This is a genomic window from Pseudomonas sp. SWRI81 (assembly GCF_014268545.1).
Lineage (GTDB): Bacteria > Pseudomonadota > Gammaproteobacteria > Pseudomonadales > Pseudomonadaceae > Aquipseudomonas > Aquipseudomonas hamedanensis.
Map to the genome: position 1 here is coordinate 41,321 of NZ_JABWQS010000020.1, position 18,379 is coordinate 59,699.

Consider the following 18,379-nt stretch of genomic DNA (forward strand, 5'->3'; position numbering starts at 1 on the left):
GCTTGCTCCCGCTGGGGCACGCAGCAGTCCGCTCTTCGCTTGTAAAAGCGGGGCTTGCTGCGCAGTCCAGCGGGAGCAAGCTCCCTCGCCACAGTAATCGGTTATGAGCGATAGCTCAGTTTTGCCGCCCTGCTCTGCTGCACCTGCCCGCGGGTCGCCAGGCAGTAATACAGCGGAACCGTTACCACCAGGCCCACCAGCCATGACAAATCGGCTCCCTCCACCAGGTTGGCGTAAGGCCCGACGTACAGCGAGGTGTTGGCAAACGGCAGCTGCACGATGATGCCAATGAAGTAAGCGATGATCGCGTGCAGGTTGAAGCGTCCGTAAATCCCGCCATCGGCGCGGAAGATCGAGGTGATGTCGTAGTGGCCGCGCTTGATCAGGTAAAAGTCGATCAAGTTGATCGAGGCCCACGGTACAAGCACCAACAACAACGCGAGAATCAGGCCGATGAACTCGGCGATGAAGTCCTCCGACGCGCCGAGCGCCACCACGCAGCAACCCGCCAGAATCAAGCCCGACAACACCACGCGCACCTTGATGCTCGGCGTCCATTGGCTGGCGAAGGTCTGGATCGAGGTGATGATCGACAGCACCGCGCCATACAGATTCAGCGCGTTGTGGCTGATGATATTGAGCAGAAACAGCACCATCAGAATCGGCCCCAGCCAACCGGTCGATTGCTTGACCGCCGCCATGGCTTCGGTGCCTTCCGGAGTTGCCAGCACCGCAACGGCGCCGAAGGTGAACGACAGAATTGTCCCCAGCGTCGCGCCCAGGTAAGTCGCCCAGAACGGCTTGGCAATGCCAATATCGGCCGGCAGGTAGCGCGAATAATCGGACACGTACGGCGAGAAGCTGATCTGCCAGATGATCCCCAGCGACACCGTCGCCAGCCATCCGGAGAGATTGAAACTGCCGCGAGTGAAGAAGTCCGCCGGCAAGTCATGGGCGAAGATGTAAAGGAATCCGGCAAGCAACGCGCCGCCCATCACCCAGGTGCCAATGCGGTTCAGCGTGTGGATGAAGTTGTAGCCGATCACGCCAATCGCCGTGGCCGCCAGGGCGCCGATCAGAATGCTCAGCGACGCCGGCACCGACGGCGCAATGCCGACGATGGATTTACCCGCCAGCACGATGTTGGAAATGAAGAAACCGATGTAGATGATCGCCGCGAAGAACACGATCAGCAGCGCGCCATAACGGCCGAACTGACCGCGACTCTGGACCATTTGCGGAATGCCCATGCGCGGCCCCTGGGCCGACGCCAGCGCAATCACCACGCCGCCGATCATGTGCCCCAGCGCAATCGCCAGCAGCCCCCAAAACAGATCGAGATGGAACACCTGAACCACCATGGCGCCGGTGACAATGGGCAGTGGCGCGATGTTGGTGCTGAACCAAAGGGTAAACAGGTCGCGGGCCTTCCCGTGGCGTTCCGCGAGTGGGACGTAGTCGACCGTATGATTCTCGATCAACGGATCTTGCCGGGACATCTGGGACATATGCATGAACTCGAGTTGGTCTGTTTTTATCGTTGTATGAAGCCAAACCGGGAGGACTCTCTGGTCGCCCCTCAGATGCAGACCATATTATGGTATTCCAAACTTTTCACAAGGCTGATCCGTTGATTGCAACGCTATCTGATACGCCATCCTCGCTGATAGAGCGGCTGCTGGACCAGCCGTAAGCCCTGTAAATGCTGAGTTTCCGACGAACGCAGCACGTTTATCGGTTCAGCTGAAAAGCCCTTGCAAAGATTGAATACTGGTATACCATCAGACCAACAAACACATAAAAACAGCGTCACAACACCCGAGGACCGTCCAATGATCGATGCCACCCTCTACAAACAAGTCATGGGCTCGTTCCCGTCTGGCGTCACCGTCATTACCACCCTGGATGACGACGGCCAGATCGTCGGCCTGACCGCCAGCGCATTCAGTTCGCTGTCGATGGATCCGGCGCTGGTGCTGTTCTGCCCCAACTACAGCTCTGATTCCTACCCCGTTCTGATCAAGAACAAACGCTTTGCGATTCATCTGTTGTCCAGCGGCCAGCAAAGCGAAGCCTATGCCTTCGCCCGCAAAGGCAAGGACAAGGCGCAGGGCATCGAGTGGACCTTGAGCGAACGGGGCAACCCGATCCTCGCCAACGCGACGGCTATCATTGAATGTGAACTGTGGCGCGAATACGAAGGCGGCGACCACGCCATCATGGTCGGCGCCGTAAAGAACCTGATCGTCCCCGAGCAAGTCGCCGGACCGCTGGTGTACTGCCACGGCAAGATGGGCGCCCTGCCCGTTCCGGCCTGATCGTCAGATCCGCACAAATCAACTGTAGGAGTGAGCCTGCTCGCGATAGCGATTTATCCGATGTCGATGTGTTTTCTGACACACCGCCATCGCGAGCAGGCTCGCTCCTACAAGTTTTGTAGCCACAACAACAAAAGATCCGAGGAAGCGTCATGAAATTTTCCCTGTTCATTCACATGGAACGCTGGGACGAAAGCGTCAGCCACCGCCAACTGTTCGAAGACCTCACCGAACTGACCTTGATGGCCGAGGCAGGCGGTTTCAGCACCGTGTGGATCGGCGAACACCACGCCATGGAATACACCATTTCCCCAAGCCCGATGCCACTGCTGGCCTACCTCGCGGCGAAAACCACTACCATTCACCTCGGCGCCGGCACCATCATCGCGCCGTTCTGGCACCCGCTGCGCGTCGCCGGTGAATGCGCCTTGCTCGACGTGATCAGCAACGGCCGCATGGAAGTCGGCCTCGCCCGTGGCGCCTATCAGGTTGAATTCGATCGCATGGCCGGCGGCATGCCTGCCTCCAGCGGCGGCCAGGCCCTGCGCGAAATGGTCCCGGTGGTCCGCGCCCTCTGGCAAGGCGACTACGCCCACGACGGCGACATCTGGAAATTCCCCACCTCAACCAGCGTGCCAAAACCGATCCAGAAACCCAACCCACCGATGTGGATCGCCGCCCGCGACCCGGACTCACACAACTTCGCCGTGGCCAACGGCTGCAATGTGATGGTCACGCCATTGATGAAAGGGGACGAAGAAGTCGTCGACCTGAAGAACAAATTTCAGACTGCGCTCGACAACAACCCGGATGTACCGCGCCCGCAATTGATGGTGCTGCGTCATACGCATGTGCACACCGCCGACGATCCGGATGGCTGGAAGGTCGGCGCCAAAGCCATTTCGCGTTTCTATCGCACGTTCGATGCGTGGTTCGGTAACAAGGAGACGCCGGTCAATGGTTTTCTCGCGCCCAGTCCGGAAGAGAAGTTCGCCGGGCGTCCTGAGTTTGAGCTGGAGAGCCTGCACAAGACCGCGATGATTGGTACGCCGGAAGAAATCATTCCGCGGATCAAGTACTACCAGGAACTGGGCGTGGATGAGTTCAGTTTCTGGTGTGATAACAGCTTGCCGCATGCGGAGAAGAAGAAATCGCTGGAGTTGTTTATCAAGCATGTGGTGCCGGCGTTTCGGTAAAAACTGACGATCCTCAACCATCTTGAAAAGGGCGATTGCGCGAGCAAGTCGCCTTTTTTTGTAATGTCAGGTTGAAACACTCATGGCGCAATGTGCCGCCCTTCCCGCTGCCAAACCAGCACTTGCGTACAAGTGCCCTGCGCGGTTTGCGCGGATAGTGGCCGTTGCCCATTCGGCATCCATGCATCCCACCAGCGATCACAAGGAGTTTTCATGAGCACCTTCAAAACCCAAGACGGCACCGAGATCTATTACAAGGACTGGGGCAGTGGCAAACCCGTGCTGTTCAGCCACGGCTGGCCGCTGGATGCCGACATGTGGGAATACCAGATGGAATATCTGAGCAGCCGCGGCTACCGCACCATCGCGTTCGACCGCCGTGGTTTCGGCCGCTCCGATCAGCCGTGGACCGGTTACGATTACGACACCTTTGCCGACGACATCGCCGGGCTGATCAACCACCTGGACCTGCGCGACGTAACCCTGGTCGGCTTTTCCATGGGTGGCGGTGACGTCAGCCGCTACATCGCCCGCCATGGTAGCGAGCGTGTTGCCGGTCTGGTGTTGCTGGGCGCGGTGACGCCGGTGTTCGGCAAGCAAGCCGATTTTGCCGAAGGCGTCGACAAGTCGGTGTTCGACGGGATCAAGGCCGGTCTGCTGAAAGATCGCGCGCAGTTTATCGCTGACTTCAATACGCCGTTCTTCGGTATCAATCAGGGCCAGAAAGTCTCCGACGGCGTACTCACCCAAACCCTCAACATTGCGCTGCTGGCCTCGCTCAAGGGCACCGTCGATTGCGTCACTGCGTTCTCGGAAACCGACTTCCGTCCCGACATGGCCGTGATTGATGTACCGACGCTGGTGATTCACGGCGACGGCGACCAGATCGTGCCGTTCGAAACCACTGGCAAGCAGGCGGCCGCGCAAATCAAGGGCGCCGAGTTGAAGGTTTACGCGGGCGCGCCGCACGGGTTTGCCGTGACCCACGCGCAGGCGTTGAACGAAGATCTGTTGGCGTTTCTCAATCGATAAATTACGCACCATCAGTCATTAAGTGCTGATACCCCAAGGCCCGCGCAATGCGGGTCTTGTGTTTTGCGCTATGGTATTTCTCTGCGTTCGAGACCACCAAGACAGGGAGACCCCATGCTGCGAATACTCGGAAAAGCCTCGTCGATCAACGTGCGCAAAGTGCTGTGGACCTGTGCTGAGCTGGACCTTCCATTTACGCGCGAAGACTGGGGTTCCGGCTTCAAATCACCCAACACCCCGGAATTTCTCGCGCTCAATCCCTGCGCCATGGTGCCGGTGATTCAGGACGGCGATTTCACTCTCTGGGAATCCAACACGATCATCCGTTACCTGGCGACACGTTACGCGGGCGTCCATCTGTACCCGCCTGAGCCGATCGCCCGGGCTCGGGTCGATCAGTGGATCGACTGGCAGGCTTCGGAGCTGAACCGCTCGTGGTCGTATCCGTTGATGGCGCTGGTGCGCAAATCGCCGGATTACCAGGACCGCGACGCCCTCGCGCAGGGTTGCCGCGACTGGGCGCGGAACATGGAAATTCTCGACCGGCAGTTGGACAAGACCGGCGCTTACGTCAGTGGTGAGCAGTTTTCGCTGGCGGACATCCCCATCGGGCTGTCGGTGAATCGCTGGTTCGAAACGCCGCTCGATCATGCGGATTTTGCTGCTGTGCGCGCCTACTATGATCGCTTGGATCAGCGCGACGGTTATCGTCTGTACGGGCGCAACGGCACGCCATAAGAAGACATGTTCAGCCTTGTTCACGCACCACGCCGCGCTCCTCGAGCAACCGTACAAACATGCTCAAACTGCGCGACACCGTGCCCCGCCGCCACACCAGCCAGGTGGTCAGATAACGGAAATCCGCCGTCAGCGGCCAGACGCTGACGGTCGCGCTGCCGGGCATGCTTTGCAGCATTTTGCGCGGCATCAGTGCCAGACCGGCACCGGCGCTGACGCAAGCGAGCATGCCGTGGTACGACTCCATTTCGAAGATCTTGCCCGGGACGGCGGCGTCAGTGCTGAACCATTTTTCGAAATGGTGGCGGTAGGAACAGTTGGAACGAAAGGCATAAATATTCTCGCCGTTCACATCCGCCGCACGCTCGACCGACGCGTGATTGAGCGGTGCAATGATGACCATTTCCTCTTCGAACGCCGGCACGCCTTCCAGCGCCGGATGCAGCACCGGGCCGTCGACAAACGCCGCGGCCAGACGCCCGGAGAGCACACCGTCGATCATCGTTCCCGAAGGCCCGGTGGACAGGTCCAGGTCGACCTTCGGATGCTGCTGGTTGTACGCAGCCAGCAATTCGGGAATGCGCACCGCCGCGGTACTTTCCAGCGACCCCAAGGGAAATGCACCTTGCGGCTCCTCACCCGCGACGGTGGCGCGGGCTTCCTGCACCAGATCGAGAATACGTCGCGCGTACTCAAGAAAACTCCACCCCGCCGGCGACAGACGCAAACGGCTTTTCTCGCGGATGAACAAATCGACGCCGAGGTCCTGTTCGAGCTGCTTGATCCGCGTGGTCAGGTTCGACGGCACGCGGTGAATCTGCGCGGCGGCGGCGCTGATGCTGCCGTGTTCAGCCACGGCTTTGAACATTTCCAGTTGCACCAGATCCACAGTCATTCTCCAATCGTGAAAGAAACACTCTGTATTATTCAGTTTCCAGAAAACAAACGCCACCCTACTCTAGGCCCAATCCACCGAACAGCAGGACGACGCCATGAGCCAGATTTCCAGCCAGACCCACGCTATTTCGATCAACCCCGCCACCGGCGAGCAGATCGGCCACTACGCTTTTGAATCCGCCGCCGACCTCGACGCCGCGCTGACTCGCGCGGCCTTCGGTTTCAACAAATGGAAACGCCAGCCGTTGCAGGATCGCTCCCGCTTGTTGACCGCGCTGGCGGGTGCCCTGCGCGACGGCGCTGAAGCCATGGCAACGATGATCACTCAGGAAATGGGCAAGCCGATTGCTCAGGCCCGTGGCGAAGTCGAAAAATGCGCCCGGCTCTGCGAGTGGTACGCCGAACACGGTCCGGCCATGCTTGATGCCGAAACCACTCAGGTCGAAGGCGGCAAGGCGCGCATCGAATACCGTCCGCTCGGGCCGATCCTCGCCGTGATGCCGTGGAACTTCCCGATCTGGCAAGTGCTGCGCGGCGCCGTCCCGACCCTGATCGCCGGCAACACCTACGTGCTCAAGCATGCGCCTAACGTCATGGGCAGCGCCTATCTGCTGCGCGATGCCTTCACCCGTGCCGGCTTCGCCGATGGTGTGTTTGAAGTGATCAACGTCACCCCCGAAGGCGTATCCACAGCCATCGCCGATCCGCGCATCGCCGCCGTGACACTGACTGGCAGTGTCCGTGCCGGGATGGCTATCGGTGCGCAGGCCGGTGCAGCCTTGAAGAAGTGCGTGCTGGAACTGGGCGGCTCCGATCCGTTCATTGTGCTCAATGACGCCGATCTGGATGAGGCCGTGCAAGCGGCAGTGATCGGCCGCTATCAGAATTCCGGCCAGGTCTGCGCGGCCGCCAAACGTCTGATCATCGAACAGGGCGTGGTCGAGGAATTCACCCGCAAATTCGTTGAAGCGACACGTCAACTGAAGATGGGCGATCCACTGAACGCCGACACTTATATCGGGCCGATGGCACGATTCGATCTGCGTGACGAACTCGACCAGCAAGTGCGCGACACCCTTGAAGAAGGCGCGACGCTGTTGCTGGGTGGCGGCAAGGTTGAAGGAGCGGGTAACTACTACGAGCCGACCGTGCTGGCCAACGTCACCGACCGCATGACCTCGTTCAAACAGGAACTGTTCGGCCCGGTCGCCTCGATCATCACCGCCCGCGATTGTGCGCATGCCGTGGCGCTGGCGAACGACAGCGAATTCGGCCTGACCGCCACGATCTACACCGCCAACGTGCCATTGGCCCAGCAACTCACCAGCGAACTGGAAACCGGCGGCGTGTTCATCAACGGCTACTCCGCCAGCGATCCACGGGTGACCTTCGGCGGTGTGAAGAAAAGCGGTTTCGGCCGCGAACTTTCGCACTTCGGCGTGCGTGAATTCTGCAATGCGCAGACCGTGTGGCTGGATCGCAAATAATCCAGGCAGTGTGAAACCTGTGGGAGCGAGCCTGCTCGCGAAAGCGGTGTGTCAGCTACAGATAAGTCAGCTGACGCGACGCCTTCGTGAGCAAGCTCACTCCCACAGGGAATGCCGGCGCGTGCGATTCGGGGGCACAACACCTGTCCACTGTGGGAGCGAGCCTGCTCGCGAAAGCGGTGTGTCAGCCAGAGATAGATCAACTGACCCGACGCCTTCGTGAGCAAGCTCACTCCCACAAGTCGCCGCAATTTACAGATATTTCAGCCAGCTGATGTCCCGGCGTCGCGCTTTCAGTGCCGAGAACCAGCGCACCGCCGGGAACAGCACTACGGCCAGAACCACTGCCGCCAGCCACACCGCCGCCACCGTCGAAAAGCCGAAATAGCTACCCTGATTCAGCCCGAACAACGCCACGGCAATCAGGTACAAGACTTTCAGCGCATACAGATGCAACAGGTAAAAGAACATCGGCGCCGAACCAAAAACGGTCAGCCAACGGATCCAGCGGCGATCCTGAACACGCTCGAAAGCCAGTAGCAGCAACAGCCCGAGGCTGACGGTCAGCGCTAGAAACAGCAGCGACGGCGGGTATTTGGTGATATTGAAAAAACTCATCAGGGTCTGCACCAGCGAATCGCTGACGGTCCAGGGTTTTTCGCCGTAGCCATTGAGCAAGCGCAGCCCCACAAACCCCAGCAGTCCACCCACGCCGGCAACCAGCAAACGTTGCTGGCGCACAGCCGCGTCCATTCCCCGGGCAAACCACGGCCCCAGCGCATAACCCAGACCGATCACACCAATCCACGGCAACAGCGGATAGGAGGTTCGCAGCCGAAGGGTTTCGCTGATCTCGATCCAGCCACGGTCATGCAGAATTGCCCAAGGCACGTGCATGGCTGATTCGACCGGGAAATGCACTGCGTCGAGCAGGTTGTGCCCGGCGATGATCGCCACGCTCAGCGCGAGCAGTACGGCGCGCGGCAACCAGACCAGCAGCGCCAAAGCGATCATGCTCAGGCCGATGGCCCAAATCACTTGCAGGTAGATCACGCTCGGTGGCAACTGAAACGTCCAGGCGAAATTGACCAGAGTGAATTCCAGCACCACCAGGAACAATCCGCGCTTGAACAGAAACGCGCTGACATCGGTTCTGCCGGCGTATTTTTCTCCATACAACCACGCAGACAACCCGGTCAGAAGTACAAACACCGGCGCACACAAATGCGCGAGCGTGCGGCTGAAAAACAACGCTGGCTCGGTGCTGGCGATGTCCATCGGATCGCTGACCTGACGGTGCAGCAAAAAGGTTTCGCGGACGTGATCAAGCAGCATGAACAGGATGACCAAGCCTCTGAGGGCATCGATGGATAACAGCCGGCCAGTCGTCAACGGGGCAGAACGGGGGAGCGCAATCGTCATGGGCATTTCGCAATCGAAGGGAAAAGCCAGGCTTCCAAACAAAGGCCCGGCAAAAAATTTGCGTTACCTTATAACAATACAAACGCTGAATCGAGAGTAATTCTCAGAAAAATGCTCGACCCGGCGGCGTTTCCGAGTTGCCCAATAGCTTCAGGCTTCTATAGTGATCAAGTCCCCCTGCCCTTGTGGCCAGCAGTCGAGCGTTGTCCATGGTCAACACCGAACACCTGATCATCTGCGAGCACTGTGACTGCGTGTACGAAAAAGTCGCACTCGCCAAACATCAGAAAACCCAGTGCGTGCGCTGCAACGGCGTGCTTCAGCGCTACAACGGACTGACCATCGAACAGCGCCTGGCGCTGACGTTCACGGCGACAATGCTGTGGCTGTTCGCCAATTTCTATCCGGTGATGAGCATCAGCCTCAAAGGCCTGAAAAACAGTGCGACGCTGTGGGACTCGGTGCTGGCCTTGAGTCAGGGGCCGATCACGTTTATCGCGCTGGTCGCAGCAATCTCGATCATCATTGCCCCGGCGTTTCAACTGGTGCTGCTGACCTGGGTGCTGAGCTTCGCCCTCGGCGGACGCCGCGCGCCGGGGTTCAAGTTGTGCATGCGCTGGCTGGAAACCTTGCGGCCGTGGAGCATGCTTGAAGTGTGTCTGCTGGGAGCCATGGTGGCGGTGTTCAAGCTCGCCGGGCTACTCGATGTCTTGCCCGGCATCGGCCTGTTCGCGCTGGCGGTGCTGAGCCTGATGATGATCCGCATTGCCGGCCGCGACATCCGTGAACTCTGGGACATCCTATGAAGCGACCACCCACCGCCAGCGAGCTGAACCTGTGCCTGTGCCACAGCTGCGGCCTGGCCTGCGACATGACAGACGAGCCGCACCAATGCCCGCGCTGCGACGCGCCGCTGCACCGACGCAAAATCAATTCGCTGGCCCGCACCTGGGCCTACATGCTGGCGGCGCTGGCATTTTACGTGCCGGCCAATCTGCTGCCGGTGATGAACACCACCATGCTCGGCAGCGGCGCCGACAGCACGATCATGAGCGGCGTGCTGGAATTCTGGGAGGCCGGAGCGTGGGACATTGCCCTGATCATCTTCATCGCCAGCATCGCGGTGCCGGGGATCAAGTTTGTCGCCCTCACCTTGCTGCTGTTGACCGTGCAGCGCGACAGCGACTGGGCGCGCAAGGAGCGTTCGAAGCTGTACCGGTTCGTCGAGCTGATCGGCTACTGGTCGATGCTGGACGTGCTGGTCGTCGCGCTGGTCGCGGCCCTGGTGAAGTTTCAGGCTCTAGGGGATATCGAGCCACGACCGGGCATCCTGTTTTTTGGCCTGGTCGTGGTGTTTACCATGCTCGCGGCGATGAGTTTCGACCCGCGCCTGATCTGGGACAACGACGCCGACGAGCACCTCAGCGACGCAGCACCTCAAGCAACACCTGCAATGGATGGCGCAGCGCCTGATCCGACTGGCGCTTGACCTGACTGCGGCAGGAATAACCGGTGGCCAAGGCCTCGCCCTGCTCCGCCGACGCCTGCACCTGACGCGCCCACGATTGCTCGTAAATCAGCGCCGACGTCTCGCGGTTGCGCGCCTCGTGGCCGTAAGTGCCTGACATGCCACAGCAACCGGTGGCCTGGGTGGCGAGGTTCAGGCCAGCGCGCTCAAACACCTGCTCCCATTGCCGGGTCGCGGCGCCAACATTGGTTTTCTCGGTGCAGTGGGCGAGCAGTCGGTACTTTGCAGGTGCGTCCTGCGGCGCCTGCTGCGGCATGACCTTAAGCAGCCACTCCTGCACCAGCGCCACTTCCGGGCAGTGCTGCATGCCGGGAACCTTGAGGTACTCTTGGCGATAAACCAAAGTCATCGCCGGGTCGAGCCCCAACAGCGGCACACCGACATCGGCCAGTTCGCGCAACTGCCGGGCGTTGCGCAGCGCCGCGCGATTGAATGCCGACAGAAATCCCTGCACGTGCAACGGCTTGCCATTGGCACTGAACGGGGCCAGATAGACCTGATAACCCAAACGCGAAATCAGCTCGACCAGATCAGCCAGCAACGGCGCCTCGAAGTAGCGGGTAAAGGCGTCCTGAACGATCACCACGCTGCGCTCACGTTGCGCTGGCGTCAGCGCCGACAAGGCCGCGACCGTTGCCGATTGCACCTGCCAGCGGCGCATCGCTGCGTGGAAATCGAAGCGGCTGAGCAGCGGCACATCGACCATGCCCCCCAAGCGCTGCAACAGGCGGCGAACGAACGCAGCGCCCATCAATCCGTTATACAGCGCCGGAATCCGCGCCATGTACGGGATGCTGTATTCCAGCGAAGCGATCAGATAATCCCGCGCCGGACGCAGGTAACGGCTGTGGTACAGCTCCAGAAACCGCGAACGGAACTCCGGCACGTTGACCTTCACCGGGCACTGCCCTGCGCACGACTTGCACGCCAGGCAACCGGCCATGGCGTCGTAAACCTCATGGGAAAAGTCCTCAGCCTTAGCGCGGCTGTTGCGCCAACGCTGCCACAGCGTGCTGAAAAAAGCCGGGGTGCGCACGGCATCGGACAACACGTCGACGCCCGCCTCGCCCTGCAAACGCAGCCACTCGCGAATCAGCGAGGCGCGGCCCTTGGGCGACTGCGCGCGCTCGCGGGTAGCCTTCCACGACGGGCACATCGCATCGTCAGGATCGAAGTTGTAGCAGGCACCGTTGCCGTTGCAATGCATCGCCGCGCCGTAGTCCTGCCAGACTTTTTCGTCGATCTGCCGGTCGAGTTCGCCACGCAACGTGACGCCATCGATTTTCAGCAACGCCGCCTCGCTGTTGGCCGGCGTGGCGATCTTGCCCGGGTTGAACTGATTGAATGGGTCGAACGCCGCTTTCAGCGCTTGCAGCGCCGGATACAGTTCGCCGAAAAACTTTGGGGCATATTCCGAGCGCAACCCCTTGCCATGCTCGCCCCACAACAGGCCGCCGTAACGCTGAGTCAGCGCCGCGACGCCGTCGGAAACGGGACGCACCAAGGCCGCTTGTTGCGGATCCTTCATGTCGAGAATCGGCCGTACGTGCAAGACGCCCGCGTCAACGTGGCCAAACATGCCGTACTGCAAGCCATGGCTGTCGAGCAGCTCGCGCAGTTCGGCGATGTACTCGGCCAGGTGCTGCGGCGGCACCGCGGTGTCCTCGACGAACGGCTGCGGCCGCGCTTCACCGGCGACGTTGCCGAGCAGGCCCACCGCCCGTTTGCGCATGCCGTAGACTTTGCTCACCGCCGCTTGCCCGATAGCGAGCGTGTGCCCCAGGCGCTCAACCGTCTGGTCGTTTTTGAGATGTTCGATGAAGGCTTCGACGCGGCGTTGCACATCCTCGGGATCATCGCCGCAAAACTCGACAAGGTTGATGCCCAAGGTTGGTCGTCCGCCGCTGTCTGGAAAATACTCGGCGACGCCGTGCCAGACGATGTCCTGCATCGCCAGCAGCAAAACCTTCGAATCGACGGTTTCAATCGACAGCGGTTTGAGCGCCATCAACGCCCGCGCATCGCGCAAAGCATCCATGAACCCGGCATAGCGGATATTGACCAGCATCGTGTGTTTGGGAATCGGCAAAACGTTCAGCCGCGCCTCGACAACAAACCCCAGCGAACCTTCAGCTCCGCAGAGCACGCTGTTGAGGTTGAAGCGGTTGTCGGCCTCGCGCAGGTGCGCCAGGTCATAGCCGGTCAGGCAGCGATTGAGATCGGGAAAACGCTCTTTGATCAACGCGCCTTGCTCATCGATGATCTTGCGTGCGCAACGATAGACCTCACCGACACGATCCTGACGGGCGCAGTGTGCTTGCAGTTCACCTTCCTCCAGCGGCACGCTGTGCAGACGCTCGCCGCCGCGCAGGACCATGTCCAACGCGAGTACGTGGTCGCGGGTCTTGCCGTAAGTGCAACTGCCCTGGCCGCTGGCATCAGTGTTGATCATGCCACCGACGGTGGCGCGATTGGAGGTCGACAGTTCCGGGGCGAAAAACAGCCCTGCGGACTTCAGCGCCGCGTTCAACTGATCCTTGACGACGCCGGCCTGTACCCGCACCCAGCCCTCTTGCACGTTGATTTCGAGAATGCGGTTCATGTGCCGCGACAGGTCAACGACGATGCCGTCAGTCAGCGACTGGCCGTTGGTGCCAGTGCCGCCGCCACGCGGGGTGATCACCACCTGCGCATAAGCCGGCTCGGCGATCAGTCGCGCCATCCGCGTGACGTCATCGGCATCCATCGGAAACACCGCCGCTTGCGGCAGGCGCTGGTAGATCGAGTTGTCAGTAGCCAGTACCACGCGGCTGGCGTAATCGGCGCTGATTTCACCGCGGAATCCGCTGGCTTTCAGCGCTTTGAGAAATTGCTGGTAATCAGTGGTCAGGGCTTTGGCGGGCAACAGCTGGGCAATCATCGGTCAGGCATCTCGGTCAAAATCGGGCCGTGTGGCGGTGAACAGTTGTACGCAACGAATGATTGCGTCAGGCTCCGCCATCTCATGCCGTCCATGTTCATTGCCTGGCGCTGTGGGGACAACCGTAAATTCCACCCGCTAATCATGATAATTACGAATGAATCCGCGCACCCTCACGCCGTCCATGTCGCTGCTGCTGGCTTTCGAAGCCGCCGCCCGCCACGAAAGCTACACCCGCGCCGCCCATGAGCTTTCGCTGACGCAAAGCGCGGTCAGCCGTCAGGTGCAGATTCTGGAAAAAATGCTTGGCATGCGCCTGTTCAACCGCGAGGGCCGCAAGGTCGTGCTGACCGATGTCGGCCGCATGTATCAACGCGAACTCGCCGAGGCACTGGGACAGATTCGAAGTGCAACCTTGCAGGCCATGGCATTTGGCTCAGGCATTCATAGCCTGCGCCTGGCGACGTTACCGACCTTCGGCTCGAAATGGTTGCTGCCGCGCCTGAAAGATTTCTACACGGCGCACCCGGGCATGACCGTGCATTTGCATTCACGCATCGAGAGCATCGATTTCGATACCAGCGAAATCGATGCCGCGATCTGCGTCGGGGGCGGTGAGTGGCCGGGGCTGAGCGCCCTGCCCCTGCACACCGAGGAACTGGTGGCGATCGCCAGCGCGCAGTTATCGGCCGCCGAGCGCGATGACGCCGAGCAGCACATCGCCGGACAGTTGTTGCTCAACGTCAGCAGCAACACGCAGGCCTGGGCCGAGTGGTTCAGCCAGCACGCACTGCCCCATCGCAGCATGCGCATCGGCCCCAGTTTCGAGATGACGGCCCATTTGATTCAAGCCGTACGGGCCAATATCGGCGTAGGCCTGGTGCCGCGGATTCTGGTCGAGGAGGAGTTGCTCAAGGGCGAGTTGCTGCAACTGGGCGAGGCGATTACCAGCCGCCGCCGCTACTATCTGGTGTATCCGCCGCGTAACGAGAATTTGCCGTCGTTGAAAGCGTTTCGGGACTGGTTGATAGAAACGCTTTGACAGGTCGGGCCCCATCGCGAGCAGGCTCACTCCTACAGGGGAACGCATTTCAAAATGTAGGAGTGAGCCTGCTCGCGATGGGGCCCGACCCGGAACCTCAAAACCGCGGCTTGACCGCTTTCCAATCCGCCTTGTAACGCTGCATCTGCCGCACGTCATCACGCTGACGAATCCCGCAGCTCAGGTACTGGTCATGCAGTTTGCCCAATTGATCACGGTCCAGTTCCAGCCCCAGCCCCGGCGCACGGGTGATCTTCACGCAGCCATCGACAATCGGCAATTTGCCGCCCCTGATCACTTCCTCGTCCGGCTCCTGCCACGGGTAATGGGTGTCGCAGGCGTAATCGAGATTCGGCACTGCCGCCGCGACGTGAGCCATCGCCATCAGGCTGATGCCCAAGTGTGAATTGGAATGCATCGACACACCGAGACCAAACACATCGCACATTTTCGCCAGCGTCTGGGTGTCGCGCAGGCCGCCCCAGTAATGGTGGTCGGCGAGGACAATCTGCACGCTGTCCTGCGCGATGCTGCGGCGTAGTTCATCGAAATCGGTTACTACCATATTGGTCGCCAGCGGCAACCCGGTGCGCTTGTGCAGTTCGGCCATGCCGCCGAGGCCCGGAGTCGGGTCTTCGTAATACTGCAAGTCATCGCCGAGCAGTTCGGCCATGCGAATCGCTGTCTCCAGCGACCAGTTGCCGTTCGGATCAATGCGCAGCGGATAGCCGGGAAAGGCTTTTTTCAGCGCCTTGACGCAAGCCACCTCATGCTCCGGCGGCAGGGTACCGGCCTTGAGCTTGATGCTCTTGAAACCGTACGCCTCGATCATCCGCGCCGCTTGCGCGACGATTTGCTGCTCGCTCAGCGCCTCGCCCCAATTATCTGGCTTGTAGGGTGAATCGATATGTTCGGCATATTTGAAAAACAGGTACGCGCTGAACGGCACCTCATCGCGTATCGCACCGCCGAGCAGATCCACCAGCGGCACATTCAGGTAATGCGCCTGCAAATCGAGGAAAGCCACCTCGAACGCCGAATAAGCATTGCTCACCGCCTTGCTGGCATGGGAACCGGGGGCCAGTTCGGCGCCGGCAATACTGGCAGGCTTATTTGCCGCAACTGTTGCCTGGACGATGGCGCGCAACTGGTTGAGGTTGAACGGATCAAGTCCGATCAATTGCGCCTGTAACTGCTGCTGGATCGCCAGCGCCGGGGCATCACCGTAGCTTTCGCCAAGGCCGATGTAGCCGTTGTCACTCTCGATCTCGATGATCGAGCGCAGGGCGAAGGGTTCGTGGATGCCGCTGGCATTGAGCAGCGGTGGATCACGAAAGGCGATTGGAGTGACGCTGACACGGGTGATTTTCAAGATAACGCTCCTGACAGATCAACAATCAATTCAATGGTTCGCCGCCGGACGGGCCGTCGCGACGACGGCGGCCACGTCAGCGGGCTTTGCCCCGGTGTTGCCTTTGGCCCCCGGCGCGGTGCGGGCGAAGAAGATCACCACGGCAGCGATCAGCGATGTCGCCGCCAAGCCATACAAGCCGCCCTCAATGGAGCCAGTGGTCTGCTCAAGAATGCCGAACGCGGTCGGCGCAACGAAGCCGCCGAGGTTGCCGATGGAATTGATCAACGCGATCACCGCCGCCGCGATTCGCGCATCCAGATAGCTCTGCGGAATCGGCCAGAACAGCGCGGATGCCGCTTTGAAACCGATCGCCGCGAAGCAGATAGCGACAAAGGCAAACACCGGCCCGCCGGTGGTCGACATGAACATGCCGATGGCCGCGATCACCAGGGTCAGCGCGACCCAGGCCTGCTGGAATTTCCACTTGCCGGCCATCGCCGCAAAACCGTACATGGCGACAATCGAAATGATCCAAGGGATGGAGTTGAGCAGACCGACTTCAAAGTCGCCGAGATTGCCCATCTTCTTGATCATGCTCGGCAACCAAAAGGTCGCACCATAAATGGTCAGGGCGATGGAAAAATAGATAAAGCAGAACAGCGCGATCTGCCGGTCGGCCAACAGTTTGAACATTGATGGCTTGGCGACCTGTACCGCTTCGCGGGCGCGCTGTTCCTCGGCAATCGCGGCCACCAGCGCGTCACGCTCCTCCTCGCTCAACCACTTGGCTTGCCGCGGATGCGACTGCAACCAGAACCAGACAAACGCGCACAGCACCACCGACGCCGCGCCCTCGATGAGGAACATCCACTGCCAGCCGTGCAGGCCCAGACCGCTGATGTGCAACAGCGCGCCGGACACCGGGCCGGAGATCACCGAGGCAATCGCCGAACCACTGAGAAACACCGCCATGGTTTTGCCGCGCTCGGAGGCCGGCAACCACTGGGTGAAGTAATAAATGATCCCCGGGAAGAACCCGGCCTCGGCGGCACCGAGAATAAAGCGCAGCACATAGAAACTGGTTTCACCCTGAACAAACGCCATCGCCATCGCAGCAGCGCCCCAAGTGAACATGATCCGCGTCAGCCAGACCCGCGCACCGTAGCGCTGCAGAAGCAGGTTGGACGGCACTTCGAACAGCGCGTAGCCGATGAAAAACAAACCGGCACCCAGACCGTACGCCGCCGCACCGATACCAAGATCGGTCTCCAGGTGACTGCGCACGAAACCAATGTTGACCCGATCGATGTAGTTGACGATGAACATCACCACAAACAGCGGCAATACGTGGCGCTTGACCTTGGCGGCAGCGCGGGCCAGCACCGTGACGTCCGAGGGACTCTGGAGGGTTTTCAAGGGGCGACTCCCGATCTTGTTTTTTTAGGGATGACTTGAGGCGATGGATCGATCATGGACGCCGGGCATTGATCCCGTCTAATCTAAACTCGCACTCGATTGATACTTGGATTAGATCAATGTTTGAATTGACCCAATTGCGTTGCTTCACCACGGTGGCCACCGAACTGAACTTCCGCCGCGCCGCCGAGCGCCTGAACATGACCCAGCCACCGCTGAGCCGGCAGATACAATTGCTGGAACATCATCTGGGTGTGGAGTTGTTCACCCGCAGTACCCGCAACGTTGCGCTGACCGCGGCTGGGCGGGCGTTTTTCGTTGAAGCGCAGAATCTGCTCGAGCGCGCCCAGCAGGCAGCCGTCACCGCTCGCCGGTTTGCCGAGGGCGACATCGGCACGGTGAACATCGCTTTTGTCGGGAGTGCGGTGTATGAGTTTTTGCCGAAGGTGATCGCCGAAGCACGCCTGAAACAGCCGCAGGTGAAAATCGATCTATCGGAGATGAACACTTATCAGCAGCACGAGGCGTTGCGTGCGCGCCGCATCGATCTGGGGATCGCCCGCGCGCCGTTACTGGAGCCGGGCTACGCCACCGAGTGCCTGGTGCGTGAACCGTTTGTGTTGGCGGTGCCACGTAAACACGCGCTGGCCACCGCGGTCGACGTTTCGGTCGCCGACCTCGACAAGCAGCCCTTCCTGATGTACTCCCACGCCGCGTATCCGCCGTTCAACGAACTGTTGACCGGCATGCTGCGCTCGGCGCGGGTCGCCCCCGATTACGTGCAATGGCTGGGCTCGTCACTGACGATTCTGGCGCTGGTCAACGCCGGCATGGGCCTGGCACTGGTGCCACGTTGCGCGACCAGTGTGGTGTTCAAAGATGTGGTGTTTCGCGAGATCAACCTCGGCGAAGGGGTACAAAGCGAACTGCACCTTATCTGGCGGGAGAACAACGACAACCCGGCGTTTGCGATGCTGCTGGAGGCGATTCGCCGGGCTGTAGCGCAGGGTTGGGGCTAAGGCGTTATCG

15 protein-coding genes are annotated in these 18,379 nt (G+C 60.4%); 9 read left to right on the plus strand and 6 right to left on the minus strand.

The window, feature by feature from the left end:
- Window positions 1-101: 101 nt before the first annotated feature.
- On the minus strand, window positions 102-1,508 hold the full coding sequence (locus HU765_RS14580) for a cytosine permease (RefSeq protein WP_186621332.1): 1,407 nt from the start codon (window positions 1,506-1,508) through the stop codon (window positions 102-104).
- Between the two features lie 324 nt (window positions 1,509-1,832).
- Here HU765_RS14580 and HU765_RS14585 point away from each other — a divergent pair, with 324 nt between their 5' ends.
- The 4 genes from HU765_RS14585 (at window position 1,833) to HU765_RS14600 (ending at window position 5,284) form a co-directional block, all read left to right on the plus strand.
- On the plus strand, window positions 1,833-2,318 hold the full coding sequence (locus HU765_RS14585) for a flavin reductase family protein (RefSeq protein ID WP_186547717.1): 486 nt from the start codon (window positions 1,833-1,835) through the stop codon (window positions 2,316-2,318).
- A 152-nt stretch (window positions 2,319-2,470) separates the two neighbouring features.
- A complete protein-coding gene (locus HU765_RS14590) occupies window positions 2,471-3,514 on the plus strand; it encodes an LLM class flavin-dependent oxidoreductase (RefSeq protein ID WP_127652469.1) in 1,044 nt (347 codons plus the stop codon).
- A 213-nt stretch (window positions 3,515-3,727) separates the two neighbouring features.
- Window positions 3,728-4,546, plus strand: coding sequence for an alpha/beta hydrolase (locus HU765_RS14595; protein WP_186547721.1), 819 nt, complete (start codon window positions 3,728-3,730; stop codon window positions 4,544-4,546).
- A 114-nt stretch (window positions 4,547-4,660) separates the two neighbouring features.
- Entirely contained in the window at window positions 4,661-5,284 is a 624-nt protein-coding gene (locus HU765_RS14600) for a glutathione S-transferase (protein ID WP_186621333.1), read from the plus strand.
- A 10-nt stretch (window positions 5,285-5,294) separates the two neighbouring features.
- Here the strand turns inward: HU765_RS14600 and HU765_RS14605 are convergent, their stop codons facing one another.
- Window positions 5,295-6,173 (minus strand): LysR substrate-binding domain-containing protein, encoded by an 879-nt coding sequence (locus HU765_RS14605; RefSeq protein ID WP_186621418.1) that lies wholly within the window; start codon window positions 6,171-6,173, stop codon window positions 5,295-5,297.
- A 103-nt stretch (window positions 6,174-6,276) separates the two neighbouring features.
- On the opposite strand from HU765_RS14605, the gene HU765_RS14610 reads away from it, so the two are divergent.
- The gene (locus HU765_RS14610) at window positions 6,277-7,668 is read left to right on the plus strand and encodes an aldehyde dehydrogenase family protein (protein WP_186621334.1); all 1,392 of its coding nucleotides are present in this window, start codon (window positions 6,277-6,279) and stop codon (window positions 7,666-7,668) included.
- A gap of 252 nt (window positions 7,669-7,920) precedes the next feature.
- On the opposite strand, the gene HU765_RS14615 is transcribed toward HU765_RS14610, so the two are convergent.
- On the minus strand, window positions 7,921-9,090 hold the full coding sequence (locus HU765_RS14615; RefSeq protein ID WP_186621335.1) for a DUF1624 domain-containing protein: 1,170 nt from the start codon (window positions 9,088-9,090) through the stop codon (window positions 7,921-7,923).
- 209 nt (window positions 9,091-9,299) lie between these two features.
- Between HU765_RS14615 and HU765_RS14620 the strand changes: the two genes are divergently transcribed.
- Together HU765_RS14620 and HU765_RS14625 are read left to right on the plus strand one after the other, a co-directional pair.
- Window positions 9,300-9,896 carry a paraquat-inducible protein A gene (locus HU765_RS14620; protein WP_186621336.1) on the plus strand — a complete coding sequence of 199 codons (597 nt, stop codon included), beginning with the start codon at window positions 9,300-9,302 and terminating at the stop codon, window positions 9,894-9,896.
- The gene (locus HU765_RS14625; protein WP_186621337.1) at window positions 9,893-10,579 is read left to right on the plus strand and encodes a paraquat-inducible protein A; all 687 of its coding nucleotides are present in this window, start codon (window positions 9,893-9,895) and stop codon (window positions 10,577-10,579) included. The genes HU765_RS14620 and HU765_RS14625 overlap by 4 nt, the downstream gene beginning before the upstream one ends.
- Here HU765_RS14625 and HU765_RS14630 read toward each other — a convergent pair.
- A complete protein-coding gene (locus tag HU765_RS14630; protein ID WP_186621339.1) occupies window positions 10,512-13,538 on the minus strand; it encodes an FAD-binding and (Fe-S)-binding domain-containing protein in 3,027 nt (1,008 codons plus the stop codon). The genes HU765_RS14625 and HU765_RS14630 overlap by 68 nt on opposite strands.
- 157 nt (window positions 13,539-13,695) lie before the next feature.
- Here HU765_RS14630 and HU765_RS14635 point away from each other — a divergent pair, with 157 nt between their 5' ends.
- A complete protein-coding gene (locus tag HU765_RS14635; RefSeq protein WP_186547740.1) occupies window positions 13,696-14,580 on the plus strand; it encodes a LysR substrate-binding domain-containing protein in 885 nt (294 codons plus the stop codon).
- A 97-nt stretch (window positions 14,581-14,677) separates the two neighbouring features.
- Here HU765_RS14635 and HU765_RS14640 read toward each other — a convergent pair whose 3' ends face one another.
- Both HU765_RS14640 and HU765_RS14645 read right to left on the minus strand, forming a co-directional pair.
- Complete coding sequence (locus tag HU765_RS14640; protein WP_186621341.1) at window positions 14,678-15,952, minus strand: glucarate dehydratase family protein; 1,275 nt, start codon at window positions 15,950-15,952, stop codon at window positions 14,678-14,680.
- 30 nt (window positions 15,953-15,982) lie between these two features.
- Window positions 15,983-17,350 carry an MFS transporter gene (locus HU765_RS14645; protein ID WP_186621343.1) on the minus strand — a complete coding sequence of 456 codons (1,368 nt, stop codon included), beginning with the start codon at window positions 17,348-17,350 and terminating at the stop codon, window positions 15,983-15,985.
- A 119-nt stretch (window positions 17,351-17,469) separates the two neighbouring features.
- Here HU765_RS14645 and HU765_RS14650 point away from each other — a divergent pair, with 119 nt between their 5' ends.
- Window positions 17,470-18,369 carry a LysR family transcriptional regulator gene (locus tag HU765_RS14650; RefSeq protein ID WP_186621345.1) on the plus strand — a complete coding sequence of 300 codons (900 nt, stop codon included), beginning with the start codon at window positions 17,470-17,472 and terminating at the stop codon, window positions 18,367-18,369.
- The last annotated feature ends 10 nt before the right edge of the window (window positions 18,370-18,379 follow it).